General features: G+C 66.0%; 23 protein-coding genes. 15 read left to right on the forward strand and 8 right to left on the reverse strand.

Annotation, left to right across the window (positions count from 1 at the left end; genetic code table 11):
* Positions 1–100: 100 nt before the first annotated feature.
* Together ACTXG5_RS15375 and ACTXG5_RS15380 are read left to right on the forward strand one after the other, a co-directional pair.
* Entirely contained in the window at positions 101–568 is a 468-nt protein-coding gene (locus tag ACTXG5_RS15375) for an LppP/LprE family lipoprotein (RefSeq protein ID WP_445164438.1), read from the forward strand.
* A gap of 111 nt (positions 569–679) precedes the next feature.
* On the forward strand, positions 680–2,089 hold the full coding sequence (locus tag ACTXG5_RS15380; RefSeq protein WP_445159628.1) for a nitrate/nitrite transporter: 1,410 nt from the start codon (positions 680–682) through the stop codon (positions 2,087–2,089).
* 30 nt (positions 2,090–2,119) lie between these two features.
* On the opposite strand, the gene ACTXG5_RS15385 is transcribed toward ACTXG5_RS15380, so the two are convergent.
* Positions 2,120–4,060: an acyl-CoA dehydrogenase family protein gene (locus tag ACTXG5_RS15385; protein ID WP_445159629.1), complete on the reverse strand. Its 1,941-nt coding sequence runs from the start codon at positions 4,058–4,060 to the stop codon at positions 2,120–2,122.
* Positions 4,061–4,119: 59 nt separating this feature from the next.
* Here ACTXG5_RS15385 and ACTXG5_RS15390 point away from each other — a divergent pair, with 59 nt between their 5' ends.
* Positions 4,120–4,842 (forward strand): VIT1/CCC1 transporter family protein, encoded by a 723-nt coding sequence (locus ACTXG5_RS15390; protein WP_445159630.1) that lies wholly within the window; start codon positions 4,120–4,122, stop codon positions 4,840–4,842.
* Positions 4,843–4,914: 72 nt separating this feature from the next.
* On the opposite strand, the gene ACTXG5_RS15395 is transcribed toward ACTXG5_RS15390, so the two are convergent.
* Together ACTXG5_RS15395 and ACTXG5_RS15400 are read right to left on the reverse strand one after the other, a co-directional pair.
* Entirely contained in the window at positions 4,915–7,572 is a 2,658-nt protein-coding gene (locus ACTXG5_RS15395; protein ID WP_445159631.1) for an ATP-binding cassette domain-containing protein, read from the reverse strand.
* A 101-nt stretch (positions 7,573–7,673) separates the two neighbouring features.
* On the reverse strand, positions 7,674–8,150 hold the full coding sequence (locus tag ACTXG5_RS15400; RefSeq protein ID WP_445159632.1) for a MarR family winged helix-turn-helix transcriptional regulator: 477 nt from the start codon (positions 8,148–8,150) through the stop codon (positions 7,674–7,676).
* A gap of 117 nt (positions 8,151–8,267) precedes the next feature.
* Here ACTXG5_RS15400 and ACTXG5_RS15405 point away from each other — a divergent pair, with 117 nt between their 5' ends.
* The 4 genes from ACTXG5_RS15405 to ACTXG5_RS15420 are packed head-to-tail and all read left to right on the forward strand — an operon-like array spanning position 8,268 to position 13,447.
* Positions 8,268–10,310 carry an ATP-binding cassette domain-containing protein gene (locus ACTXG5_RS15405; protein WP_445159633.1) on the forward strand — a complete coding sequence of 681 codons (2,043 nt, stop codon included), beginning with the start codon at positions 8,268–8,270 and terminating at the stop codon, positions 10,308–10,310.
* Entirely contained in the window at positions 10,307–11,173 is an 867-nt protein-coding gene (locus ACTXG5_RS15410; RefSeq protein WP_445159634.1) for a CbiQ family ECF transporter T component, read from the forward strand. Before ACTXG5_RS15405 ends, ACTXG5_RS15410 begins: the two co-directional genes overlap by 4 nt.
* 32 nt (positions 11,174–11,205) lie before the next feature.
* Positions 11,206–11,658 carry an SRPBCC family protein gene (locus tag ACTXG5_RS15415; protein ID WP_445159635.1) on the forward strand — a complete coding sequence of 151 codons (453 nt, stop codon included), beginning with the start codon at positions 11,206–11,208 and terminating at the stop codon, positions 11,656–11,658.
* Entirely contained in the window at positions 11,651–13,447 is a 1,797-nt protein-coding gene (locus tag ACTXG5_RS15420; protein ID WP_445159636.1) for a sulfatase-like hydrolase/transferase, read from the forward strand. Before ACTXG5_RS15415 ends, ACTXG5_RS15420 begins: the two co-directional genes overlap by 8 nt.
* A 75-nt stretch (positions 13,448–13,522) precedes the next feature.
* Here the strand turns inward: ACTXG5_RS15420 and ACTXG5_RS15425 are convergent, their stop codons facing one another.
* Entirely contained in the window at positions 13,523–13,969 is a 447-nt protein-coding gene (locus tag ACTXG5_RS15425) for an Lrp/AsnC family transcriptional regulator (protein ID WP_313863507.1), read from the reverse strand.
* 122 nt (positions 13,970–14,091) lie between these two features.
* Here ACTXG5_RS15425 and ddaH point away from each other — a divergent pair, with 122 nt between their 5' ends.
* From ddaH to ACTXG5_RS15445, 4 genes are read left to right on the forward strand one after another with little or no spacing between them, the layout of a single operon-like run.
* Positions 14,092–14,970 carry a dimethylargininase gene (ddaH, locus tag ACTXG5_RS15430; RefSeq protein WP_445159637.1) on the forward strand — a complete coding sequence of 293 codons (879 nt, stop codon included), beginning with the start codon at positions 14,092–14,094 and terminating at the stop codon, positions 14,968–14,970.
* On the forward strand, positions 14,967–16,208 hold the full coding sequence (rocD, locus tag ACTXG5_RS15435; RefSeq protein ID WP_445159638.1) for an ornithine--oxo-acid transaminase: 1,242 nt from the start codon (positions 14,967–14,969) through the stop codon (positions 16,206–16,208). Before ddaH ends, rocD begins: the two co-directional genes overlap by 4 nt.
* Before the next feature lie 29 nt (positions 16,209–16,237).
* Positions 16,238–17,677: an amino acid permease gene (locus ACTXG5_RS15440; protein ID WP_445159639.1), complete on the forward strand. Its 1,440-nt coding sequence runs from the start codon at positions 16,238–16,240 to the stop codon at positions 17,675–17,677.
* Complete coding sequence (locus ACTXG5_RS15445; protein WP_445159640.1) at positions 17,674–18,552, forward strand: universal stress protein; 879 nt, start codon at positions 17,674–17,676, stop codon at positions 18,550–18,552. The genes ACTXG5_RS15440 and ACTXG5_RS15445 overlap by 4 nt, the downstream gene beginning before the upstream one ends.
* Before the next feature lie 5 nt (positions 18,553–18,557).
* Here ACTXG5_RS15445 and ACTXG5_RS15450 read toward each other — a convergent pair whose 3' ends face one another.
* Genes ACTXG5_RS15450 through ACTXG5_RS15460 form a run of 3 tightly spaced genes read right to left on the reverse strand, consistent with a single transcriptional unit; the run spans position 18,558 to position 21,587 of the window.
* Positions 18,558–19,895, reverse strand: coding sequence for an ABC transporter substrate-binding protein (locus ACTXG5_RS15450; RefSeq protein ID WP_445159641.1), 1,338 nt, complete (start codon positions 19,893–19,895; stop codon positions 18,558–18,560).
* Positions 19,892–20,716: a carbohydrate ABC transporter permease gene (locus tag ACTXG5_RS15455; protein WP_445159642.1), complete on the reverse strand. Its 825-nt coding sequence runs from the start codon at positions 20,714–20,716 to the stop codon at positions 19,892–19,894. The genes ACTXG5_RS15450 and ACTXG5_RS15455 overlap by 4 nt, the downstream gene beginning before the upstream one ends.
* Entirely contained in the window at positions 20,703–21,587 is an 885-nt protein-coding gene (locus tag ACTXG5_RS15460; protein ID WP_445159643.1) for a carbohydrate ABC transporter permease, read from the reverse strand. The genes ACTXG5_RS15455 and ACTXG5_RS15460 overlap by 14 nt, the downstream gene beginning before the upstream one ends.
* A gap of 58 nt (positions 21,588–21,645) precedes the next feature.
* Between ACTXG5_RS15460 and ACTXG5_RS15465 the strand changes: the two genes are divergently transcribed.
* Genes ACTXG5_RS15465 through ACTXG5_RS15480 form a run of 4 tightly spaced genes read left to right on the forward strand, consistent with a single transcriptional unit; the run spans position 21,646 to position 25,735 of the window.
* Entirely contained in the window at positions 21,646–23,163 is a 1,518-nt protein-coding gene (locus ACTXG5_RS15465) for a TldD/PmbA family protein (protein ID WP_445159644.1), read from the forward strand.
* The gene (locus ACTXG5_RS15470; protein ID WP_445159645.1) at positions 23,160–24,533 is read left to right on the forward strand and encodes a metallopeptidase TldD-related protein; all 1,374 of its coding nucleotides are present in this window, start codon (positions 23,160–23,162) and stop codon (positions 24,531–24,533) included. The genes ACTXG5_RS15465 and ACTXG5_RS15470 overlap by 4 nt, the downstream gene beginning before the upstream one ends.
* A 16-nt stretch (positions 24,534–24,549) precedes the next feature.
* Positions 24,550–25,416 carry a carboxymuconolactone decarboxylase family protein gene (locus ACTXG5_RS15475; RefSeq protein WP_445159646.1) on the forward strand — a complete coding sequence of 289 codons (867 nt, stop codon included), beginning with the start codon at positions 24,550–24,552 and terminating at the stop codon, positions 25,414–25,416.
* A 37-nt stretch (positions 25,417–25,453) separates the two neighbouring features.
* Positions 25,454–25,735 (forward strand): CDGP domain-containing protein, encoded by a 282-nt coding sequence (locus ACTXG5_RS15480; protein ID WP_445159647.1) that lies wholly within the window; start codon positions 25,454–25,456, stop codon positions 25,733–25,735.
* Between the two features lie 119 nt (positions 25,736–25,854).
* On the opposite strand, the gene ACTXG5_RS15485 is transcribed toward ACTXG5_RS15480, so the two are convergent.
* Positions 25,855–26,085: a ferric uptake regulation protein gene (locus tag ACTXG5_RS15485; RefSeq protein WP_445159648.1), complete on the reverse strand. Its 231-nt coding sequence runs from the start codon at positions 26,083–26,085 to the stop codon at positions 25,855–25,857.
* Between the last annotated feature and the right edge of the window lie 465 nt (positions 26,086–26,550).

Genomic DNA, 26,550 nt, shown 5'->3' on the forward strand with positions numbered 1-26,550 from the left:
CCCGCGGAGTGTGTCGAATTGCCCCTTAGAACAGGGGTTCCGACGAAACAAAGGGGACATTCACAGTTTTCGTTAAGCTCACAATGTGCGTCGTCTGTTTGTGATTTTTCTGATTTTGTTGGCCTCGGCTTGCGGCGGAAAGCCAACGACACCGCCGGCGTCGCGGGCGGATACCTGCAAGGAGTCCGACGGACCCAGCGCCGATACGGTGCGACAGGCCATCTCGTCGGTTCCCGTCGAGGTCGCGGGCTCGAGCTGGGTTGAGATCGGCCGCGGACATACCAAGAATTGCCGGTTGTACTGGGTGCAGATCATCCCGACCATCGCCAGCGAATCGACTCCTCAGCAGCTAATGTTCTTTGACCACAACAGATCGCTGGGCACACCGACGCCAAATCCCAAGCCGTACATCACCGTGCTGCCCGCCGGCGACGATGCGGTCACGATTCAGTATCAGTGGCAGGTCGGCAACGAAGAACCCTGTTGTCCCAAGGGAATCGGCACCGTTAAGTTCCAGATCGGACCGGACGGCAAGTTGCAAGCGCTCGGCAAGATTCCGCACCAATAGCGTTACGGCACAATGACATCCAGCAGCATTACCGCACGTCCTCAGCATGTTGAGGGAGCGACTGTCCGACAAGCCAATCCGGAGGCCAACATCATTCGAATGGGCAAGTGAGTGGGTAGGTCACGTCACATCTCGCATTGGGACGCAGAAGATCTGGTTGCCTGGGAAGCGGGTGGCAAGACCATCGCGCGGCGCAATCTCTTCTGGTCGGTCGTGATCGTGCATCTCGGCTACTCGATATGGGCGCTCTGGCCGGTGATGGCTTTGTTCATGCCCCGGGAGGTCTACGGGTTTTCGGCCGGCGACAAGCTCCTGCTCGGTGTGACCGCGACGCTGGTGGGGGCATGTCTGCGGCCGGCCTATGCCGTGGCGACCGCGGTCTTCGGCGGTCGTAACTTGGCGATGTTCTCGGCTTTCGTGCTGCTGGCTCCCGTTGTCGGCGCGATGGTGCTGTTGGCTCACCCGGGGCTGCCGTTGTGGCCGTACCTGGTTTGCGCGGCGGCCAGTGGGATGGGCGGTGGTAATTTCGCGGCCTCGGCCAGCAACGCCAACGCGTTCTACCCGCACCGGCTCAAGGGCGCGGCACTGGGGATTGCCGGTGGCATCGGCAATCTCGGGGTGCCGATGATGCAAATCGTCGGGCTCCTGGTCATCGCCACGGCTGGCGATCGGCAGCCGTACTGGGTGTGCGCCTTGTATCTGGTGCTGCTCATCACCGCAGGCATCGGCGCGACGTTGTTCATGAACAACGTCGTCCAACATCGCGTCGAGCCCGCACGTGTGCGTTCGGTCATTGCCGCGGTGGTCTCCACTCGCGACACCTGGCTGCTCTCGCTGCTCTATCTGGGCAGTTTCGGCTCGTTCATCGGGTTCTCGTTCGCGTTCGCTCAGATCCTGCAGACCAGCTTTGTCGCCGGCGGCCAAAGCACATTCCACGCCTCGCTGCACGCCGCCCAGCTGGCCTTCATCGGGCCACTGCTCGCCGCGCTGGCCCGCATTTACGGCGGCCGGCTGGCTGACCGGATCGGCGGCGGCCGCGTCACCCTGATGGTGTTTGTGGCGATGGTCCTGGCCGCCGGGATGTTGATCGTGGTCGGCACGTTCGAGGATCCACACGCGGGTCCGGTCAGCGGGTCAGCGATGGCCGGTTACGTGGCGTGCTTCATCGCCTTGTTCATCCTGGCCGGGTTGGGCAACGGATCGGTGTACAAGATGATCCCCACAGTCTTCGGCGCGGCCAGCCGGAACCTGGACCTGAGCGAGACCGAACGCCGTGAGTGGGCCCGGCTGATTTCCGGGCTCGTCATCGGGTTCGTCGCCGGTCTGGGCACCCTCGGCGGGGTCGGCATCAACCTGGCGCTGCGACAGTCTTACGTCAGCACTGGCACGATGACGTCGGCATTCTGGATCTTCATGGCCTTTTATCTCTTCGCGGCCGTGCTGACCTGGGCCAGGTACGTTCGCCGACCGCTCGCGACACCGTCGGAAGAGAACGCGCCCGACGCGGTCGGAGCCGGCTGAATCACTTGGTGACGCTGGCCAGTCGCTAGCTCAGTCGGCCAGATTCTCCGGGTGCAGCATCTCGGCGTAGCGCAGCGAGTCCGGTATGCCGAAACCGTCGACCAGCGTCTTGGCATGCGGGCGAAGCGCCCGGCATCGGTCGTTGATGCCCCGGGTCACCGCCTTGGCCCGCTCGGTGGACAGATACCGGTGCTCGATGAACCACGCTTTGTCATCCTCGATCACCGACAACGCGTACAGGTCGCAGAGGATCCCGAGCAGGTCGCGGGCGTCCTCGTTGTCGCAGGCGTCGATCCCGGCGACGAAGGCTTCCAACACTATTCGGTCGATGTGTGCACCCGCGGCATGCAGCACGTGGTCCTGCACAGCATTGAACGCGTCGAACGCCGACATCTCTTTGGCTTTGCCCTGCAGCCGGCGCGCGACCGACGACAGCAGGTAATTCTCCCGCTCCTCGAACATGTTCACCTGGGTGCCGCGGTTGAACAGGCTGCCCTCTTCTTCGCTGTCCTGCCGTGCGTCCACGATCCGCTGCATAATCGCTTCGGCCGCAGTGCGTTTCATCACCCGGTCACCGACGGTGCTGGCGGCAAACCGCACCCAGTCGACCGGGCTCATGCCCTTGATGTCGTCGGCGTAGGCGGTCAGCAGCTCCTTGGCCACCAGCTGGGTCAGTACGTGGTTGTCGCCCTCGAAGGTGGTGAACACGTCGGTGTCGCCCCGCAGCGCGATCAGCCGGTTCTCGGCCATGTAGCCCGCGCCGCCGCATGCCTCCCGGGCCTCCTGAATGGCCCGGCTCGCGTGCCAGGTGTTGGCCGCCTTCAGGCCGGCGGCACGCGATTCCAGCTCACGCTGCTCCTCGGCATCCGCGACGTCCGAAGTCTGCAGGTCGTGACACTTCGACACCAGCTCGTTCTGCGCGAACTGGAGCGCATATGACTTGGCGATCAACGGGAACAGCCGCCGCTGGTGCACCAGGTAGTCCATGATCAGCACTTCACCCTCGTCGTCGGGTGCGCTGAATTGCCTGCGCTCCAATGCATATCGGGTGGCGATATCCAGCGCGACGCGGGCCGCGTTGCCGGCGGCGCCCCCGACCGTGATCCGGCCACGGATCAGCGTGCCGATCATCGTGAAGAACCGGCGGTTGGGGTTCTCGACCGGTGAGGTGTAGGTGCCGTCCGGCGCGACGTCGCCGTACTTGTTCAGCAGATTGACCCGCGGCACCCGGACCTGGTCGAACATGATGCGGCCGTTGTCGACGCCGGGCAGGCCGCCCTTGTACTGGCAGTCCGACGTCGTGACGCCGGGCAGATCGTTGCCATCTTCGTCACGGATCGGCACCAGGAGGCAGTGCACGCCGTGATTGACCGGCTCACCATCCTCGAAGGTGATCAGCTGCGCGAAAACCGATGCGAAACGCGCGGTTTCGGCTGCCCCGCCGATGTAGTCCTTCCGCGCCGACGGGGTCTCGGAGTGGATAACGAATTCCTCGGTCTCGGCGTCGTAGGTCGCGGTCGTCTCCAGCGCCTGCACGTCGCTGCCGTGACCCGTCTCGGTCATCGCGAAGCACCCGAGCATCTCGAGGTTGATGATCTTCTTCACATACGCCTCGTGGTGGCGTTCGGTGCCCAGGTTCTCGACGGCGCCGCCGAACAGACCCCACTGCACTCCGGCCTTGACCATCAAAGACAAGTCCGACATCGCCAGCATCTCGATCATCGTGACCGCCGCGCCGACGTCGCCGGTGCCACCGTGCTCCTTGCGGAATCCCTCGTCGGAGATGCCCGCGCCGGCGATGAGCGCCATCTGCTCCGCCACCTTGGCGCGGGCCAGCACCGTGTTCGGCGTGTAGTGCGGGCGGAACTGTTCACGCGACAGCCATTCCCGCGTCTGGTTCTTCACGTCGCGGAAACGCCCGTCCAATGCGTTACGCAGGTATTGGGCAGTGGTTGTCGTTTCTGGCGCCATAACCCGACGGTAACCTGCCGCTGGCGCCGCGGGAATAACCCGAGGTATTAGATAGCGTCATGTCCCAGCCCGACACCCCGTCTCCGAACCCGGCGTACGACGTCGGGCACACCCATCCCGATGTCAGCGGCGGCTGGCTGCGTGCGGCCACCTTCGGCGCCATGGATGGCCTGGTCAGCAACAGCGCCCTGATCGCCGGTGTGGCCGCCGCCGACAGTGTCCGCGCCGTAATGGTCAGCGGCATCGCCGGCCTACTAGCCGGCGCATTCTCGATGGCCCTGGGCGAGTACTCATCGGTGACCACGGCCAATGAGCAGATCGAGTCCGAGGTCTACGTCGAACGTCGCGCCCTGCGCACCCGCCCGAACGCCGAGCGCGCCGAACTCGTCGGCATGCTCGTCGACATGGGCATGAGCGAGAAAACGGCCGCGACGGCCACCGACGAAATCCACCGCGACGAGAACCGCGCCGTCGGCTTCCATCTCGTCCAGGAGATCGGCCTGGATCCGACCCAGAAGCCCTCGGCCCGGCTGGCCGCAGCCGCGTCCTTTGTGATGTTCGCTATTGGTGCGGTAATTCCGCTGATCCCTTACCTTCTCGGATACGGGTCCTTGGCAATCGGTCTGGGCTGCGGTGCGGTCGGTCTGCTGATCGCAGGTGGCTTGACCGCTCGGTACACCCGCAAACCGGTGTGGTGGGCGGCGGGCCGGCAGCTGATGTTCGGCGCCGTTGCCGTCGCCGCCACCTACCTGCTCGGTCTGCTCGTCGCGTCACTGATGTGATGCCGGCGCCGGGCCGGTTGCTTATCGTGCCGAAATCGGTTCTGCCACAGATGTATTGACCATGTCGACGAGCTAAGGCGTCACGCTGGGGAGTTCCTGCTGTTCGCGATGTACTGGCCGCTGGCGGATTTCGCGTGTCGGTTGCCGAAGCCGGTACCGGACAAACCCGGCCCACGCCGCGCCGAAGATGGCGAGCACGATCATGTCGAACATCCACCAGCCCGCATAGTGGGTCCACATCTGGACATCGCCGGCTTGGGCGTCGACCCGGTGCAGATCGACGGTTGAGGCGGAGGCGGCGAAACCCCACTGGGCCGGGATGAACCACGAGATTTGGTCGTAGCCCCAGGTGCCCACCAGGGTGATCAGGCCGCCGGCGAACAGCAGCGACGCCAGGACCACCGGCACGGCCAGTGGCAGGACCGCTCGCAGCGACTTACCCAGCGTTGACAGCGCCAGACCGACGATCGCCGAGACGATAGCCGTCAGTGCCACGCTCACGTACAGCTCGACGGTGGCGTTCGGCAGCAAGGCGGCGCTGTGCACGGGCCGGCCTTTGTCGGCGATCACGATCGTGAACAGGATGGCCGTCAGGAGGGCGGCGGCCACGCTGAAGAAGACGATCTTGGCGGCCAGGTAAGCGGACGTCGAAAGCCCGACAGCTTGCTCGCGGCGGAACACGCGCCGCTCGCTGACCAGGTCGCGAATGGTCAGCGCGGTGCCCAGGATCACCGCGGCGATGTTGAGCGCGGCCAGGATCTCGACGGCCTCATGCAGGTAGCGGCTCGTCGGGGCGGGTCGGTCCAGGCCCGAATCGCCGGGAATCAGCAGGGTCAGCGCTGCCAACGCGAACGGCAGCGCCACCAAAAACAGCGAGTAGACCGGGTCGGCGATCAGCAGCCGGGCTTGGCGTCGGGCGACCAACAAGGCTTGGCGTGTCCGGGTGAGCGCTGGCTGCGGCGGCCAGGGTGCGGACACCTCGGGCGGTACCGGCGGGTGTTGTGCCTGTTGTCGGGCGCTGAACGCGCGGTGGGCACCGTCGGGATCGGCACGTATCTGGGTGAGGACTTCGGACCAGTCGGCGGTGCCCATCGCGGATTCAATCTGCAGGGGAGCTCCGGCGAAGGCCATGCTCCCGGCAGGCGTGAGCAGCAGTACCTGGTCGCACATGTTGAGGTGGGTCAGCGACGTGGTTGCCATGACCACGACACAGCCGAGGTCGGCCTGGCGTCGCAACACCGTCATCACGTGAGCTTCCTGCGCCGCATCCAGTCCGGCGCTCGGCTCGTCGACTACGAGCAGTGTCGGTCTGGTGATCAGTTCGATCGCCACCGATGCGCACCGGCGCAGCTCCGGCGACAGTTTGCCGATTCGGGTCGTGCGGTGCGGCGTCAGCTCGAGCTCGTCCAGAACCTGGTCGACCACGCGGTGGCGTTGCTCCCGCGGGGTGTCGGGCGGCAGCCGCAGTTCGGCGGTGAAACTCAGGGCTCGTTCCACGGTCAGCCGTCGGTGAATTCGTTCGTCGCGCGGCACCACCCCGATGTGGGTGCCCATGGACTCGGGTTCGGCGTACACGTCGTGGCTGTCGACCGTGACCAGCCCGGCGCTGGGCGCCCTGGTGCCGGCGAGCACTGTGAGCAGCGCCGAATTGCGTGCCGCCGACTGCCCGGCGACCGCGGTCAATGTGCCCGGACGCGCCGTGAACGAGACATCCGTCAAGACTTCGTGCCCGTCGGCGGTAAGGGCCAACCGGTGTGCGTTGACGCCGAACGTGCGCGCGCCGGCCTTCAGTGGCAACCGATGGGTCGTGCTCGGCTCTTCGGTGCCGGTGCCGGTGCCGGTGCCGGTGCCGGGGGCGGGGGCGGGGGCGGGACGGCTCGCGCGCAGCTTGCGTGTCGCGTCGCCCATCCGCTCCATCAGACCGCGGCCTTTCGGCTGCTCCTCCGTCGCGATGGGCGGCTCCGCGGGTGGCGGTGGTTCCAGCGGCGGTGCCTGTGGCGGTGGTTCCGGCGGTGGTGCTTGTGGTGGTGGTGGTGGTGCTTGTGCCGGTGGATATGACGGCGGCGGCGCGAACGTCGCGGTGGGCGGCACCGGCGGCGCGGTGGGCGGCACCGGTGGCGCGGTCGGCGGGCCTGGCGGCACTGGTGGGGTGATCGGCCCCGCGGGGGGCGGCGCAATCGGCGGGACAGGCGGCTCGACGGTCGGCGGTCGCGGCGGGGTTATCCGCATTCGCTGGGTGGGCTGCTGGGTCGGAACCTGCTGAGGGGGCTGTTTCGGCGCGACCGGCGGCGGCTGTGGAGGCGCGACGGGCGGCGGCTGTGGAGGCGCGACGGGCGGCGGCGGAGGCGGTGGAACCGGCGGCGGCTGCAGAGGCGGTGGCATCGGGGGAGGTGCGTATTGCGGCGGACCGGGTGGCGGACCGGGTGGCGGTCCGGGTGGGCCGGCCGGCGAGCCAAGCCGGAAAACCAGCCGCGGCCCTAGCTGGGGATCACCGAGCGCGATCGCCTGGCCGTCGCGGATATCGATCGTCGGCACCCGAGCGCCGTCGGTGAAGATGCCGGTCCGGCTTCTATCGATGCCGACCCAGCGGGTTCCGGCAAAGCGCAGCAGCAGATCGAGGGGCGGAACCGGCGGGGGCGGGAACGCGAAGCCAAGCCGGTCCAGCGGGATGTCGCACCCGCTGCCATACCCCACGATCACGTCACGGCCCGGGGCGAAGACGTACCTCATCGAGCCGACAAAAACCGTGAGCGGGGAGGCTGGGAACGCGGAAGCCACCGACTAAGTGTCTACCCGCGCGCGGTGGTCCACCCGCAAGGGGTGCGGGCCGGTCACAGCGTGTTGCGCCGCGGCGTGACCGCAGCATTGTCGAGAAGCCGGCGTAACACCTGGACGGCGTCGACCAGCACCTGGCGGTCGCCCGGTTCGAGCATGGCCAATTGCGGTTCGATCGCAGCGGCGCGGTCGGCCCGAACCGCGTTGAGAGTGCGTCTGCCTTGGGCCGTAATCCGGATCCGGACCGCCCGGGCGTCGCCGGGGTCGACGCTTCGGCTAACCAGGCCGGCGTCTTCGAGTCGTCGCACCTGAGTGGTCATCGTCGGCTGAGAACAGTGATCGACGGCAGCCAGGTCGCCGATGCGTGCTTCCCCATGCACCTCGATGGTCGCGAGCAATCTGGCCTGCGCCGCCGGCAACGGCATCTGGATGCGCTGCGTAGCCAGCCGGTTCAGCCGCGCGACCACAGCGAGCAGGTCCGCCCCTAATCCCTGCAGAAGTGCGGTGTTTGCGGTGTCGACCACTTTGTCCATGTACCCATGGTTGCATAGCTTTGCTATGCGAGACCAGCCGCACACACTTCGCCCGAGAGCCAGCACGACAGCGTTGATTGGCGGCGGGTGGGATTTGGACCTGGCACAATCGGGAAAGTGACCGCGCGCAGCAGTCGGCACCGCACGGGGGGACCGTTGCAGCCGAACGAGTTAGCCCAGGCTGCGGTGATGGGGGCGCTCTGTTCAGTGACCGCAATCATCGCCGCGGTCATCCCCTTTGCTCAGGGGTTAGGGGTGCTGGGCACCGTACCCATGGGTCTGCTCGCGTTCCGCTATCGCCCTCGGGTGCTGATCGCTGCGGCGGTCGCCGCCACCGTGATCGCCTTTCTGATCTCCGGGCTGGGGAGTTCGGCGATGGTCGTCGATGCCGCCTGGGTCGGCGGAATATGCGGGATCGTCAAACGCAAGGGCCGTGGCGTACCCACCGTGCTTGTCTCGTCGGTGATCGCCGGATTGATTTGGGGCACGGCATGGGTCCTCGTCTTCGCGGTGCTGACTCGCTTGCGGCAGCTGATCTTTGGGGTGCTGACCGCGAACGTCAACGGCGTCGCCGCATTCCTTGGCTGGATACACCTACCGGGGGTTGCCGACGCGCTCAAGCGATACGTCGCCGATGGGCTGCATTACTGGCCGTGGCTCCTGCTGCCCTACCTGGTCTTCGTCGTCGTCATCGTGACGCTGATCGGTTGGTCGGCGCTATCCCGTCTGCTGGAGCGGATGGGCGACATTCCCGATGTCCACAAATTGGATCCGCCCGAAACCGCCGGGGCCCAGGACGACCGGATCGGTCCGGTGCCGGTGCGGTTGGACGACGTTCGGTTCCGCTACCCCAACGCCGTTAAAGACGCACTGCACGAAATCAGCCTCGAAGTTCGGCCCGGGCAGCATCTCGCGATCACCGGTGCCAACGGCTCGGGGAAGACGACGTTGATGCTGATCCTGGCTGGCCGGCAACCGACCTCGGGCAGCGTGCATCGCCCCGGCACCGTGGGTTTGGGCGAGCTGGGTGGGACGGCCCTTGTCTTGCAGCACCCGAAGAGCCAAGTGCTGGGCACCCGGGTCGCCGACGATGTGGTGTGGGGTCTACCCCCGGACGCCCACGTCGACGTAGCTCGGTTGCTGAGGGAGGTCGGCCTCGAAGAACTCGCCGACCGGGACACCTCAAGCCTGTCGGGTGGGGAACTGCAGCGCCTGGCGCTGGCCGCGGCACTGGCGCGGGAACCGTCGCTGCTCATCGCCGACGAGGTCACCTCGATGATCGATCAGCAGGGCCGGGATGCCCTACTTGACGTGTTGTCGGGTCTCACCAAGCGGCACCGGGCCGCTTTGGTGCACATCACTCACTTCGACAACGAGGCCGCATTCGCCGACAGCGCGATCAATCTCAGCGACACATCGGATAACACCACTGCGGTCGAGGTCGCGGACGCGCCGGTACCGACCCCCGCGCCGGGTCAGCCGCGCAAGGCCGGGACGATCGAACTCATTGGCGTCGGGCACGAATATGCCAGTGGCACACCATGGGCCAAGGCCGCGCTGCGCGACATCAACTTTGTCGCCGAGGAGGGCGACGGGGTCTTGATCCACGGCCACAACGGCTCGGGTAAGTCGACGCTGGGGTGGATCATGGCCGGGTTGACCGTCCCCACCACCGGCTCCTGTCTCATCGACGGCGAGCCCACCGATGAGCACGTCGGTGAGGTGGCGCTGGCATTCCAGGCGGCCCGACTGCAATTGATGCGCAGCCACGTCGACCTGGAAGTGGCGTCGGCAGCTGGCTTTTCGCATCGTGACGAAGACCGGGTCGTCGCGGCGCTGGGCCTGGTCGGACTGCAACCGTCGTTGGCCAAACGACGTATCGACCACCTCAGCGGCGGCCAAATGCGCCGCGTGGTGCTGGCCGGACTGTTGGCGCGTTCGCCGCGAGCGTTGATTCTGGACGAGCCGCTGGCGGGATTGGACATCGGTAGCCAACGCGGCTTGCTGCGGCTGCTGGAGCGCCTGCGCCGTGAACAGGGTCTGACGCTGGTGGTTATTTCCCACGACAGCGTCGGCCTGGAAAGTGTGTGCCCGCGCACGCTGCATCTGCGCGACGGCGTACTGGACACGGTGTCGACCCCGACAGGGGGCGTGGCATGACCGCAGATCCGTCAGCAGTCGCCGCCGAAGAAGGCCGGACCCGGCGCCCCCATCGTCCGGTGGTGCTGCTGGTTCCGGTGCCCGGAGATTCCCGCATCCATCGCTTGTGGGCCGGCACCAAACTGCTGGTTGTCGCCGGTGTTGCGGTGCTGCTGACGTTCTATCCGGGTTGGGTGAGCATCGGATTGCTCGGAAGCCTGGTGGTGGCCGCCGTGTGGCTCGCGCACATTCCGCGTGGCGCGTTGCCGTCGGTGCCGCGCTGGCTGTGGCTGGTGATTGCGGTGGGCTTTGTGACCGCTGCCCTCGCCGCCGGTAGCCCGGTGATCTCGGTGGGCGGGGTTCACGTCGGACTCGGCGGATCGTTGCATTTCCTTCGGATGACCGCGCTGACGCTGGTGCTGCTCGTGCTGGGCGCGCTCGTGTCGTGGACCACCAACGTCGCCGAAATCGGGCCCGCACTAGCAACTTTGGGCCGTCCGCTCAAACTATTCAGGATCCCGGTCGACGAGTGGGCGGCGACGTTGGCGCTCGCGCTGCGCGCCTTCCCGATGTTGATCGAGGAATTCCAGGTGCTCTACGCCGCCCGTCGGCTACGTCCCAAAGAGATGGCGCGCGGACGCAGGGCTCGCCGCCGCCAGCAGGGCCGTGAGGTGATCGACCTGCTCGCGACGGCCATGGTCGTGACGTTGCGACGCGCTGACGAGATGGGCGATGCGATCACCGCTCGTGGTGGGGCCGGTCAGCTGTCCGCATCTCCGGTCCGGCCGAAAGTCGCGGACTGGGTGACCCTTGGCCTGTTTACCGCGGCGGGCGTCGCCTCGGTGGCGGTCGAGACAATCATGCACATCACCCCGATTGGATAAGCCGGTTGTCGCTCGTCGCGTAGCGTAAGCGCGTGGCCGACATCCAGCGCACTCGTATCATTGCGGCTCGCGGGCAAGAGGTCTGGAATGTCCTGGCGGACTTCGGCGCAATCAGTTCGTGGGCCGACAACGTCGACCACTCGTGCATCCTGTCTTCTGGCGTCGACGGAGCGCCGGTCGGTACGACCAGGCGAGTCCAAGTCAAACGTGACACCCTCGTCGAGCGGATCATCGAGTTCGACCCGCCACACGTGCTCGCTTACGACATCGAGGGCCTGCCCCGCCTACTGCGCCGGGTGACCAACCGCTGGACACTCGCGGCGAGTGCGGATGATTCGTCCGTCGTGACCCTGACCAGCACGGTCGAAATCGGGCCTCGCCCACCTCAAAAGCTTGCCGAACGCCTGGTGTGTCGCTTCATGGCACGACAGTCCGACTCGATGCTCGCCGGGCTCGCGAACCGATTGGAGAATGCGCGTGTCTGATCGCCCCGACATCGTCATCCTGATGACCGACGAGGAACGTGCGGTGCCGCCCTACGAGACGCCCGAGGTGCTTGCGTGGCGTGATCGAATACTGTTGGGGCGCAAGTGGTTCGATGATCACGGCGTCAGCTTCGGCCGGCACTACACCGGTTCGCTTGCCTGCGTGCCCAGCCGCCCCACCATCTTCACCGGGCACTACCCCGACTTGCACGGGGTCACCCAGACCGACGGCATCGGCAAGACGGCCGACGACTCCCGTATGCGTTGGCTTCGCCCGGGCGAGGTGCCCACCCTGGGCAACTGGTTCCGCGCGGCGGGATACGACACCCACTACGACGGCAAGTGGCACATCTCGCACGCGGATCTCGTCGACACCAACACCGGCCATTCGCTGGCGACCAACGACGACGACGGCGTCGTTGACCCGGTCGCGGTGCGGCGCTATCTCGACGCGGATCCGTTGGAGCCGTATGGCTTTTCCGGATGGGTGGGCCCGGAACCGCACGGCGCGCTGCTGGGCAATGCCGGCATTCGCCGCGACCCGCTGATCGCCGATCGGGTCGTCGCGTGGCTCACCGACCGTTACACCCGCCGTCGCGCCGGCGACCCCGCCGCCCTGCGTCCATTCCTGCTTGTCGCCAGCTTCGTCAATCCGCACGACATCGTGCTGTTCCCGACGTGGTCGCGCCGCGGCCCGGTCAAGCCGTCACCACTGGACCCGCCGCCGGTCGCCCCGGCGCCCACCGCCGACGAAGACCTGTCGACCAAGCCGGCCGCGCAGATCGCGTTCCGCGAGGCCTATTACTCCGGCTACGGTCCGGCGCCGATGGTCAATCGGACCTACGATCGCAAGGTGCAGCAATACCGCGACCTGTACTACCGCCTGCATGCCGAGGTGGACGGACCGATTGACCGCGTCAGACGAGCCGTCACCGAAGGTGGTTCGGATGACGCCGTTTTGGTGCGTACCGCCGATCACGGCGATCTGCTGGGCGCCCACGGCGGGCTGCACCAGAAATGGTTCAACCTCTATGACGAGGCCACCCGCGTTCCCTTCGTCATCGCCCGCATCGGTTCGGGTGCTACACAACCCCGGGCGGTGACGGCCCCGACCTCACATGTCGACCTGGTGCCGACACTGCTGGGCGCCGCGGGCGTCGATGTCGCGGAGGTCGCAGCCACGCTGGCGGAGTCGTTCTCGGAAGTCCACGAGCTGCCGGGCCGCGATCTCATGCCGATCGTCGACGGGGCCCCGGCCGATGAGACCCGGGCCGTGTACCTGATGACCCGCGACAACATGCTCGAAGGAGACAGCGGCGCATCGGGTCTGGCGCGCCAGCTGAAGCAGACGGTCAATCCGCCTGCGCCGCTGCGTATCCGAATTCCGGCCCACACCGCGTCGAATTTTGAGGGCCTGGTTGTCCAGGTTGACGATGCCGGGGGTGCCGGACACCTCTGGAAGCTGGTCCGCACTTTCGACGATCCGGGGACCTGGACCGAGCCGGGTGTGCGCCATCTGGCGGCCAATGGCGTTGGGGGAGAGGCCTATCGGACATCTCCGCTCGATGATCAGTGGGAGCTCTACGATCTGACCGCAGACCCGATCGAAGCCGACAACCGTTGGACGGATCCCGATCTGCATGACCTTAGGCAGCACTTGCGGATGCAGCTGAAGCAGGCGCGGGCAAGTTCCGTCCCGGAGCGAAACCAGCCGTGGCCCTATGTAACTCGCCACCCGGCAGCCAGGCCCTCGTGGCGCCGCATGCTCACGAGTCGCTCGCGAGCCTGACCGCACGGCGAAAAATCGACCCGAATCTCGCAGTGTGGTTAGGCTCGCGGTGCCAGGCGGCGCCCTGACCGTTCGCTAGGTCCGCATCCGGTCGATGAGGTTTGACAGCACGACGATGCTTTCGCTGCGTTCGATGTCGGCACTCTCCCGGATGCGTTCAAGCGCCGACTCGAGGTGGCGCATGTCGCGGGCCAGAACATGCAGGATGGCGTCGGACGTACCGGTCACCGTCGCCGCGCTGACCACCTCGGGCATGTCCACCCATGCCGCCCGCAGCTGATCGGGCGCAATCGTGCCGTGGCAATACACCTGCACGTAAGCTTCGGTGTTCCAGCCGAGCGCGTTGCGGTCGATGATCGTGGTGAAGCCCCTGATCACGCCATTGTCGAGCATCCGGTCAACGCGACGCTTCACCGCCGGCGCCGACAAATTCACCTTCTCGCCGATCTCGGCGAAGGTGGCCCGCGCATGCTCGGTCAACTCGGCGAGAATGCGCCCGTCGGTGTCGTCCAGCCGGTCCATCGCGCTCCCGTCCCGTCGTACGCAACAAATCGTTGGATCCACTACTCTAGCGCAATAAATCGCTGATAGACACGCAAGAATCGGCGTTTGATTGTGTGGCGGCGGCCAAATATGGTTGATCTATGACGGATTACTATGTTGCCGACCCGGCGCCTCGCGCCGCGCCCGCGGCATGGCAAGACGCCGCGGCCAACCGGTCCGGAACAGCTCAGACACGTCGGTATGCGATGACGCCGCCGGCCTACTTCGCGGTCGAATACGCCATCAACCCCTGGATGGACGTGAGCACACCCGTGGACGTCGAGGTCGCGCAAGCGCAGTGGGAGGGTCTGCGCCAGACCTACCTACGGCTCGGTCACCAGGTGGACATCGTCGAGCCGGTACCCGGCCTGCCGGACATGGTCTACGCCGCCAACGGCGGGTTCGTCGCCGGCGACGTCGCCATCGTGGCCCGATTCCGCTACGAGCAGCGCGCCGCCGAGGCGACGGCCTATGCCGACTGGATGTCGTCGATGGGCTATCAGCCGGTGACGACGCGTTACGTCAACGAGGGGCAGGGCGACCTGCTGATGGTCGGTGAAATGGTGTTGGCGGGTTATGGCTTCCGCACCGACCGGCGCGCACATGCCGAGATCTCCGCGGCGCTGCGCATGCCGGTGGTTTCGCTCGAGCTGGTGGACCCGCGGTTCTACCACCTCGATACGGCACTGGCCGTTCTCGACGATCACACGATCGCGTTTTACCCTCCGGCATTCAGCGCGGCGGCACAGGAGCAGCTGCACGCGCTGTTCCCCGAGGCTATGGTGGTGGGGAGCGCGGATGCCTACGTGCTGGGCCTCAACGTGGTTTCCGACGGCCTGCATGTCGTGCTTCCTTCTGCCGCAACGGGTTTCATCGCCCAGTTGCGGGAAGCGGGCTTCGAGCCCGTCGGCGTCGATCTCTCTGAGCTGCTCAAAGGGGGCGGTTCGGTCAAGTGCTGCACATTGGAGGTGTTTCAATGACGATTCTCGACGACCCGACCTCGGTGGCTGCCGACGGAACCGAGAACGCGATCGCACTCGTCGAAAAGTATGCAGCGCATAATTATTCGCCGCTGCCGGTGGTGGCGGCAAGCGCCGAGGGCGCGTGGATCACCGACGTCGACGGCCGGCGCTACCTGGATTGCCTGGCCGCGTACTCGGCGGTCAACTTCGGGCACCGTAACCCCGAGATCACCGCGACAGCCCATGCCCAACTTGACGCCGTCACGCTGGTCAGCCGTGCCTTCCATTCGGACAATCTCGGTCCGTTCTGTGCTGCGCTTGCCCAATTGTGCGGCAAAGACATGGTGTTGCCGATGAACTCGGGCGCCGAGGCCGTCGAGAGTGGCCTCAAGGTTGCGCGCAAGTGGGGCGCCGACATTAAGGGCATCTCCGAGGGTCGCGCGAACATCATCGTGGCCGAGAACAATTTCCATGGACGCACGATCAGTATCGTCAGCTTCTCGTCGGACCCGACGGCGCGGGGCGGTTTCGGTCCGTTCACCCCCGGATTCCGTTCGGTGCCATTCGGTGACGCCGCGGCACTGCATCAAGCGATTGATGAGAACACCGTCGCGGTGCTGCTCGAGCCGATCCAGGGCGAGGCGGGCATCATCGTCCCGCCCGATGACTACTTGCCGGCAGTCCGTGCGATGTGCAGCGACTACAACGTGCTGATGATCGCCGACGAAATTCAGTCGGGACTCGCGCGCACCGGCCACACGTTCGCCTGCGACCGCTGGGGCGTGGTGCCGGACGTGTATCTACTTGGTAAAGCGCTGGGTGGCGGCGTGATGCCACTGTCGGCGGTTGTCGCGGACCGCAGGATCCTCGGCGTGCTGCATCCCGGCGAGCACGGCTCGACGTTCGGCGGCAACCCGTTGGCCGCGGCGATCGGTACCACGGTGGTTGCCATGCTGGCGCGGGGTGAATTCCAGTCCCGCTCAGCTGAATTGGGCGCACACCTGCATCGGCGCTTGCGGGACTTGATCGGCGACGGTGTCGTGGCGGTGCGCGGCTTTGGCCTGTGGGCCGGCGTCGACATCGAACCCACGCTGGCCACCGGCAAGGAGATCAGCCTGCGTTTGGCCGAGCGTGGTGTGCTAGTGAAAGACACCCACGATTCGACGCTGCGGTTCGCACCGCCGCTGGTGATTACCAAGCAGGAAATTGATTGGGCCGTTGACCAGTTCGCCGCAGTATTGCGGGAGGCAGCATAATCAGCTGATCCAGCACTAGGGGGCGCGATTTGCCAGCCAGCTCGATCAGCCTGACAGCACAGATGCTGCGGCGCCGCCCGGTGACCGGCGCGCCCGTCGCGCACGGGGCCGCAGACCACCTCAAACGCGGCATCGGAGCGTTCGAGCTGACCATGTTCGGGGTCGGCTCGACGGTCGGCACCGGCATTTTCTTCGTGCTGTCGCAGGCGGTGCCGGAAGCCGGCCCCGGGGTGATCGTCTCCTTCATCATCGCGGGGATTGCGGCCGGGCTAGCGGCCATCTGTTACGCCGAATTAGCGTCGGCCGTACCGGTTTCGGGTTCGTCATACTCTTACGCGTACACCACGCTGGGTGAGGTGGTCGCGATGGCGGTGGCGGCCTGCCTGCTGCTCGAATACGGGGTGGCCACGGCCGCGGTCTCGGTCGGCTGGAGCGGCTACGTCAACAAGCTGCTGCACAATTTGTTCGGATTCCAGATCCCGCATGCGTTATCGGCCGCACCGTGGGATTCCGACCCCGGTTACCTGAATCTGCCGGCGATCGTCCTGATCGCACTGTGTGCGCTGTTGCTGATCCGCGGCGCCAGCGAATCGGCGCGGGTCAACGCGATCATGGTGCTGATCAAGCTGGGTGTACTGGCGATGTTCGTGATCATCGCATTCACCGCTTTTGACGCCAACCAGCTCAAGGACTTTGCCCCTTTCGGTGTTGCGGGCATCGGCTCGGCGGCGGGCACCATCTTCTTCTCGTTCATCGGTCTCGACGCGGTGTCGACGGCGGGTGACGAGGTGAAGGACCCGCAGAAGACGATGCCGCGAGCGCTGATGGCGGCGCTGGCGACGGTCACCATCGTTTATGTTCTCGTCGCGCTCGCCGCCGTCGGCACCCAGCCGTGGCAGAACTTCGCCGGGCAGCAGGACGCCGGACTGGCCACCATCCTCGACAACGTCACGCACCAAGGCTGGGCCAGCACGATTCTGTGCGCGGGCGCGGTGATCTCGATCTTCACCGTCACGCTGATCACGATGTACGGCCAGACCCGCATCTTGTTCGCGATGGGTCGCGACGGGCTGCTACCGACGCGATTTGCGTCGGTGAGCATGCGCACCATGACCCCGGTGACCAACACCGTGATCGTGGCTATCGCGGCCGGCGCGTTGGCCGGCCTCGTCCCGCTGGACAAGCTGGCGGACATGGTGTCCATCGGCACGCTGACCGCGTTCATCGTTGTGGCGATCGGCGTGATCATCCTGCGGGTGCGCGAGCCGGACCTGCCGCGCGCGTTCAAGGTGCCCGGTTACCCTGTCACGCCGGTGCTTTCGGTGCTGGCATGCGGGTACATCCTCGTCAGCTTGCACTGGTACACCTGGATCGCGTTCAGCGGGTGGATCTTCCTCGCATTGATCTTCTACTTCCTATGGGGTCGTCACCACAGCGCGCTCAACAATGCCGCTGAAGAGGCGTTGTGACCGTCGTCGTCGGCTACCGGGCCAGCAATCTCGGCCTGTCCGGGCTGTACCTGGCCGTGCGTATCGCGCGGACGCTCGGTACCTCACTGACGGTGGCGACGATCGTGCCTGCGCCATGGCCGACACCGTCGCTCGCCCGCGTCGACGCCGAGTACGAAAACTGGGCGGGCCAGCTGGCAGCCGAATCCGCCAAGGAGGCCGCGGGCCATCTCGATGATTTGGCCGACGGGATCGGAGTCAGCTTCGTCCACCGCGCTCACCGGTCGGTGTCGGGTGGGTTGATCGAGGTGGTCGAGGAATTCGGCGGCGAGATCCTGGTGCTGGGATCGTTGCCCAGCGGTGGACGCGGTCAAGTCGTGATCGGCTCGACCGCCGAATGGCTGCTACATGCGTCGCCCGTGCCGGTGGCGCTCAGCCCTCCCGAATACCGTTCCCACGCGGGCAAATTGACCAGGCTCACCTGCGCCTACTCCGCTACGCCGGATTCGATTGACGTGGTGCGGGGGTGTTTCGAGACCGCGCAGCGGTTCGGAGTGCCTGTTCGGGTGCTGACCTTCGCGGTTCGCGGCAAGACGATGTATCCACCGGAGGTGGGGTCCGAGGTCGAGGATTCGATCTTGGAGGCCTGGGCGTCCCAAGCGCGGGAAATCCTGCAAGACCTCAAGACTGAGGGAGTAGTCAGCGAGGACGTCGCGCTGCAGGTGTCCACCGGCGGCACCTGGAAAGAGTCGATCGATAACGCTGACTGGCAGGACGGCGAGATTCTCGCACTGGGCACGTCACCGCGCGGCGACATCCGCAGGGTGTTTCTCGGGTCCCGCAGCGCGAAGATCATCCGCGAAAGTTCGGTGCCGGTGTTGGTGCTGCCGGGCTAGGGTCGTCAACGACGAGCGGCGGCGTTGGCCGCGGCCTGAGCCTGGCTCAGGGTTGTCGCGACGTCGCCGCGGCCGAGGAACATCTCGTCGAAATAGCTTTGCACCGCGGTGTTTCCGGCGGCGAAGCCGGCGCCGCCCGGTGCCGGGATGCGTGGGCCCTCCAGTACGGAGAAGAAGGATGTGACGTCGACGCCGCGCTCCGCCCAGTAATTGAAGTAGACCTGCTGGGCTGACCGCACCGCGGGGATCGCCGCGCCCTGATCGCCGAGATAGGCGTTGCCTTCGTTGCTACCCATCCAAGCCAGCACCTGACGCACCGCGTCGGGATGCCTGGTAGCCGAATTGCCGGCCGCCGCAATGCCGTTGGTGACACTGATCCGGCCCGCGGGACCGATCGGCAGCATCGCGACACCCCAGCGGAAGCGCGCGTCGCGCGCGATCGCCGCGAGGTTGTAGGTGCCGGACTGGAAGAGCGCCATCCGGCCGGCCAGAAATTGGTTACGGGAGAAATCGCCGTTGCCGTTGGTGTCCGAGGCCGGTGGCGCGACGTGGTCGACGTTGATCAGACCCACCAGGTAGCGGAAGGCCGCGATGGCGCCGGGGTTGTCGAACGCGAACTCGTCGCCGCGCTGGAACACCCCACCCGCCGAGCCGATGTAGTTGAGGTAGATCGCCTGCGGGTCGTTGGCCGCGTTGTAGCCCCACTGCCGAACCCGGCCGGGGTCGAAACCCGCCGTGCCCGCACGATTTCCGTTGGCATCGACGGTGAGCCGGGCCGCGAGCGGGCGCAACGTGTCGTCGCCGTTGGGATCCCAGCGCAGGCTGTTCAGCTGACCGGGATCGATGCCGGCGGCGGCGAGCAGATCCGCGTTGTAGTACACGGCGATGCCGCCGTCGGTCAGTTGCGGCACACCCCACAGCGCTCCGCGGCGGGTGAACTGGTCGACCACCGCGGGTTCCCAGTCCGAAATCTCGTCGTCGCTCAGGGTTTTGCCGATGTTCAGAAGCCGGCCGTTGTCGGCGTAACCCGCGAAGTAGGCATTGGAGAGCCAGAAGATGTCGTCGGCGCTGCCGCCCACGACGTCGGTGCGCAGCGTGTTGAAGTACGTCGAGTACGCCACCAGGTTGATACGAACTTCGATGTTGGGATGCGTGCGGTTGAATGCCGCGAACGACTCCCGGTAGGCCTCGGCGATCGGGGTGCCCCAGATCCGTACCCGCACCACGATTTTGTTGCCGTGGGGCTCGCCGGAGTAGTTCAACAGCACGGCGATCGCGGCCAGCAGCACCGCGACCAGTCCCAGCGCACCCGCGGCGAGCGTGGAGAAGCGCGGCCGGCTCACTTGACACCCGAGAGGACGATCGTGGAGACGATGTGTCGCTGGGAAGCGATGAACAGCAGGGCCAGCGGCACGATTGCGATCGTGGTTGCCGCCATCACCAGCGTCCATTGCGAGTTGAAGCGTGACTGCAGCTCGGCCGTAGCCACGGTGAGCACTCGCCACTTGTGACCGCTGGTGATCACCAGCGGCCACATGAAGTTGTTCCATTGCGAGACCACGGTGATCAGCGTCAGGGTCGCCAGCACCGGCCGGCTGGACGGGATGACCACATGAGCGATCACATCCAGCGTGTTGGCGCCGTCGAGGCGCGCAGCGTTGATCAAGTCGTTGGGGATCTGGCGAAAGTGCTCGCGCAGCAAGAAAATCGCGTACGGAGAGCCGAACATGAACGGCAGTACCAAAGCCCAGAAGGTATTGCGCAGCCCCGCTTGGGCCATCATCAGATACAGCGGCACCACGGTGACCGTCCCGGGCACCATCAGCGTCGCGATGTAGACCCAAAACAGCACATCGCGGCCGGCGAAGGTCAGGCGCGCGAATGCGTAGCCTGCCATTACCGAGAATGTCATTTGACCGACCAGCACGACCGCCGTCATCAAGGCGGTCACCGCCGCCGCGCGGCCGAATCCGGCACCGGCCAGGTCGCCGTAGTTGGACAGCGTGGGTGGGTGCGGAAGTTGCAGCGGCGTACCCGTCGCGAACTGGTGCGCCGAGGTGAACGAGGTCAGTAGGCCAAGCGCGAAGGGCAGCAACGTGATCAGCGCACCCACCGCCAGGCCGGTGTAGATCATTGCGTTCCCGACGCGGCTAGACGAGGTCATAGGTGATCCGCCGCCGGAAATACAGATGCTGAACGATGGTGATGCCCACCAGGATCACGAACAGCACCACCGCCATCACCGACGCTCGCCCGATGGCCGCCGAGCCGAACGCCTCGGCGTAGATGCGGTGGGCCACCAGGTCGGTGCTGCCGCCAGGTCCGCCGTCGGTCAACGCGTACACGGTGTCGAAAACCTGTGCCGTGCTGACGATCCCGGTCACCAGCACGAAGAACATCGTGGGCCGCAGCATGGGCAGCGTGATGCGCCAGAACCGTTGCCACGCAGTGGCGCCGTCGGTGCGCGCGGCGGCGTGGATCTCGTTGGGAATCGCGAGCAGGCCGGCCAGGAAGGACAGCGAGTTGTAGCCCACGTTCATCCAGATGACGACCGCTGACACCAGTGGCAGCGCAAAGGTGGGATCCGACAGCCACTCGATGCTGTGTCCCAGCAGGGTCGCGATCGCGCCGTCGGTCGGAGCCAGGATCCAACGCCACAACACGGCGATCGCCAGCGGCGCGCAGATCCACGGCAGCACGAAAACCGTGCGAAAGAAGCTTGTCCCCGGAAGCAGCCGGGCCAGCATGGAGGCGGCCAGCAGTCCCAGCACGGTCTGCGTCGGGACCACGATCGCCACGAAGATCGCTGTGACGATCAAAGAGTTGGCGAAGTCGGAGTCGGCCAGCACCGAGCGCCAGTTGGCCAGGCCCACATAGTGCAGCGGGCCCAGCAGATCCCAGCGGTACAGGCTGAGCCAGATCACCACGAGGATGGGCAGCAGCAAGAAGGTGACGACACCGAACAGGCTCGGCGCCAGCAGCCCGTAGGCCAGCACGCTGGATCGCGGCTGACTCTTGGGTGCGGCGCTGGCCATGCAGCTTATTAAAGCGGGCTCCGCAGGGTTTGGAGTGCACGGTCGATACGGTGGAGCCGTGACACCGAATCGGGGGATCGATGCCGACTTCCTAGACCTGCCGCGACACGAGCTCGCCGAAGCCGCATTGTCGGCGGCCACCACGGCCGGGGCCAGCTACGCCGACCTGCGAATTCACCGCATCAACACCGAGATCATCCAGCTGCGCGACGGCGAGCTCGAGACAGCGGTGGTCAGCCGTGAGGTCGGCCTGGCGGTGCGGGTCATCGTTGACGGCACCTGGGGATTCGCTTCCCACGCCGAGCTGGCGCCGTCGGTCGCGGCCGAGACCGCGCGCCGGGCGGTACGTGTGGCCACCACGCTGGCGGTGCTGAACACCGAACGCGTCGAGCTGGCGCCCGAGCCGGCGTACGCCGACGCCACCTGGGTGTCGAACTACCGGATCGACCCGTTCGACATTCCCGCGGCCGACAAGATCGCCGTGCTCGAGGAGTACTCCGGGAGGCTGCTGAGCGCCGACGGCGTCGACCACGTCTCGGCCATGATGACCGCGGTCAAGGAGCAGACGTTCTACGCCGACACCTTCGGATCCGCGACCACCCAGCAGCGGGTGCGGATCATGCCGGCGCTGGAGGCGGTCACCGTCGACCCGGCGGCGGGCAGCTTTGATTCGATGCGCACGCTGGCACCGCCGATGGGCCGGGGCTGGGAAGGGCTGGCCGGCGACGAGGTGTGGAACTGGACCGACGAGTTGGCGCAGGTGCCGGTGCTGCTTGCCGAGAAGGTCAAGTCGCCCAGCGTGACTGCGGGCGTTAGGGATCTGGTGATCGACCCGACCAACCTGTGGCTGACTATTCACGAATCCATCGGCCACGCCACCGAATATGACCGCGCCATCGGCTACGAGGCCGCCTATGCGGGAACCTCGTTCGCTACCCCGGACAAACTGGGCACCATGCGTTACGGCTCGCCGGTGATGAACGTGACCGCCGACCGCACCGTCGAATTCGGTTTGGCCACTGTCGGTTACGACGACGAAGGAGTGGCGGCGCAAAGCTGGGATCTGGTGCGCGACGGAATCTTCGTCGGCTACCAACTCGACCGCGTGTTCGCGCCGCGGCTCGGGCAACCGCGCTCCAACGGCTGCTCGTATGCCGACTCGCCGCACCACGTGCCGATTCAGCGGATGGCCAACGTGTCGCTGCAGCCCGGCCCCGACGACCTGAGCACCGCCGACCTGATCGGCCGGGTCGAGGACGGCATCTACATCGTCGGCGACAAATCCTGGTCAATTGACATGCAACGCTACAACTTTCAGTTCACCGGTCAGCGTTTCTTCCGCATCCGCGACGGCCGCCTGGACGGCCAGTTGCGCGACGTGGCCTATCAGGCCACCACGACCGATTTCTGGAATTCGATGGAAGCCGTGGGCGGGCCGTCGACGTGGCGGCTGGGCGGTGCGTTCAACTGCGGCAAGGCGCAACCCGGTCAGGTCGCCGCGGTCAGCCATGGGTGTCCGTCGGCGTTGTTCCGGGGCGTCAACGTGCTCAACACCCGGACCGAGGGCGGTCGATGATCACTGCGCAGCACGTCGTCAACATCGTTTTGGGCGAGGCGGCGAAACAGGGCCGCGCTGACGAGACCATGGTGCTGGTCACCGACAAGGTCGAGGCGACGTTGCGCTGGGCGGGCAATTCGATGACCACCAACGGGGTTTCGGTCAGCCGCAACATCACCGTCATTTCGATTGTGCGCAAGGCCACTAGCGCGTTCATCGGTACGGTGGTGTCCGCCGAGGTGGACCCGCGGGTGATCCCGGGTCTGGTGGCGGCGTCGCAGGAAGCGGCCCGTTCCGCGCCGGAGGCCGGTGATGCCGCGCCGCTGCTGGCCGATACCGGGGTGCCTGCGGATTGGGATGCGCCGGTCTCCGGTACCGGGGCCGAGGTGTTCGCCGACGTTGCCGGGTCGTTGAGCCGTGGGTTCCGGGGCGCCGACCGGCTGTACGGCTTTGCCCACCATAGTGTTTCGACGACGTTCCTGGCGTCCTCGACCGGGCTGCGCCGGCGTTTCACCCAGCCCGCCGGCGCGGTGGAGATCAACGGCAAGCGCGGCGACGCCAGCGCATGGGCGGGCATCGGAACGCCCGATTTCGTTGATGTGCCCACCGATTCGTTGCTCGAGGACCTGTCGATGCGACTGGGCTGGGCCGAGCGCAGCGTGGAGCTACCGGCGGGGCGCTACGAGACGATCATGCCGCCGTCGACGGTGGCCGACATGATGATCTACCTGGGCTGGTCGATGGCCGGCCGGGGTGCGCAGGAGGGGCGGACCGCGTTCTCGGCGCCGGGCGGCGGGATCCGGGTGGGGGAGCGGCTGACCGATTTGCCGTTGTCGTTGTTCTCCGATCCGATGGCACCGGGGTTGGCTTGTACGCCGTTCGTGGCGGCGAGCAGTTCCTCGGAGACCGTGTCGGTGTTCGACAACGGCATGGAGATCAACCAGGTCGACTGGATCCGCGACGGGGTGATCAACGCGTTGGCCTATCCGCGGGCCACCGCCGCCAAATTCGACGCCAAGGTCGCCGTCGCGGCGGACAACCTGGTGATGACCGGCGGGGAACCCGACCTCGCCGACCTGATCGCCGGCACCGAGCGGGGCCTGCTGCTGACCACGCTGTGGTACATCCGCGAGGTCGATCCCACCACGCTGTTGCTCACCGGGCTGACCCGCGACGGGGTGTACCTGATCGAAGATGGCGAGGTCACCGCCGCGGTGAACAACTTTCGCTTCAACGAGAGCCCGCTGGATCTGCTGCGCCGCGCGACCGAGGCCGGCGTCAGCGAGAAGACCCTGCCGCGGGAGTGGGGGGATTGGGTCACCCGGGCGGCGATGCCGTCGCTGCGGATCCCGGATTTCCACATGTCGTCCGTGAGCCAGGCGCAGTAGTCGTAACGTATCGGGCATGGCGGCTCCGGTTTCGGTTCGAGAAAATCTGCTGACGCAGTTGGTGGCGCTGTCTCCGGGATCTCCCGGCGACGCTCGCGTGGTCGGTCTGGTGCGGCGGGTGTGCGCGCAGACGCTGTCGCTGCCGCCGCTGCCCGTTGAGATTGCGGCAGACGAACCCGAATCGGAGGCCGAGGCCGTCGTCGCTGAGTTCGCCGAGCAGTTCAGCACCGACGTTTCAGCGATCACCGCTGAGCAGCGGTCACGCCTGTTCAAGTCGTTGGGGGACAGCACCTTTGGTGTCGTAGTGGCGATGTACCTGGCCGACTTCGTCCCGCGGATGCGGGCGGGGCTCGAAGCGCTAGATGTGGGTGCGCAATATCTGGGATGGACGCGCGGACCGATCGAATGGGATCACGCTACGGATCCGTCCGATGTCGTGTTCAACCGCTTTCTGCCCGCGGTAGGCGCGATGCGCGCTCTTGACCCGGTGACGTCCGAGGTGGTGCGGCTGCGCGGCGCGGCTCAGCACAACTGCCGACTGTGCAAATCGGTGCGGGAGAGCAGGGCGCTGGATGCCGGGGGTTCGGAGACGCTGTACGACGACATCGCGCGGTTCGAAGAGTCGAAGATGCTCGATGATCGCGCAAAAGCAGCGCTGCGGTATGCAGATGGGCTAATTTGGACGCCGGCGCACCTCGACGCCGACGTTGTCGCCGAGGTGCGCGCTCGGTTTTCCGAGGTCGAAGCCGTCGAACTCACCTTTGATGTCATGCGTAACGCCAGCAACAAGGTTGCGGTGTCGCTGGGCGGGGACGCTCCCCGGGTCGAGAGCGGCACCGAGCGCTACCTGCTCGACGTCGACGGTCAGACGGTATTCAGCTGAGCGCATCGGCATCATGGCGATGTGACGGGGGACGACCATGAAGCACCGCATCGTCGGAGGACTGGCTGCTGTGCTGATGGCCGGAGGGCTGATCGTTTCGGCGCCGGCGGCCAGCGCCGGATGCCAGTACGGAGGACTCGTTGCCAGCAAGTGCGATGGACCCGTCCAGCCGGACGGCACCTGGCAACGTTGCGTGGTAATTACCACATCGCACAGCGGCCCCAGTTACCAATGGACCCCAGACTGCAAATTGATGGGCCCTGACCAGCACCCTTTGGGTCTCGCCTACGCTGACCCGCCAACGCACATCGACGACTGAGCCGTCAGAGTGCACCGATCCGACATGCATCGTGAAGACTCGATGGTCGGGAATTAGGCTTCAAACAGGCCAATTCACTGCAGAAAATGACGAGTCCGTTAATTTAGTGCAAGCGCAGATCAGCGCGCCGACTTGGCGGCTTCGCGCTGAGCCTTCCCCTTCACGTGGGTCGAGCAGCAATGCACCATCTCGCAGTGGTACCGGTCACTGCATTCACGCGAACAATAAACTGACGCGGCCGGATCCCAGGCCGGATCGGACAGGTCGCGCCATCGGTCGCTCGGGTCGAACGTGTGACCGCAATGCACGCAGGTCTTGACCTTGGCCTTGGTCTTGGTATTGGTAGCCATGCCGATCAGGGTACGCGCGATTGGCCTAAAATCGGTGCCCGTTTCAGATCGACAACAATCAACGTCACGCAAAACAAATGGCGTGTAATTCCAGCGAATTAATTACTTTCTGAAACTAACTCGGCCGTCTCCGATTCTCGCTATCGCCGCAGGTCAAGGCGAAAGGCACGCGGAGACAGTTGTTGAGTCGGAGACATGGAACCATTATGCGCTACAGGCGATTTCCTATGAGGCGCTGACTTTCTACACACGGTTGTGCGTATCGCTCTGTTGAGCGTCGCTGTCTGCTGTCCACGCGCGAGTAGCCCACCCGGGCGTCACGTCGTCGCATAGCAAACTTGATCAGGCGGAGCAGCAACGAGAGGTGCGGCCCGGGCGGGCGGCGCGGCTCCGACCCGACGGCGCACCGCAGGAATTAAACCGGCAGCTACGGCGTACGACTAGCGGTGGCGGACGCGACGAAAT

Source organism: Mycobacterium sp. Dal123C01, assembly GCF_052566995.1.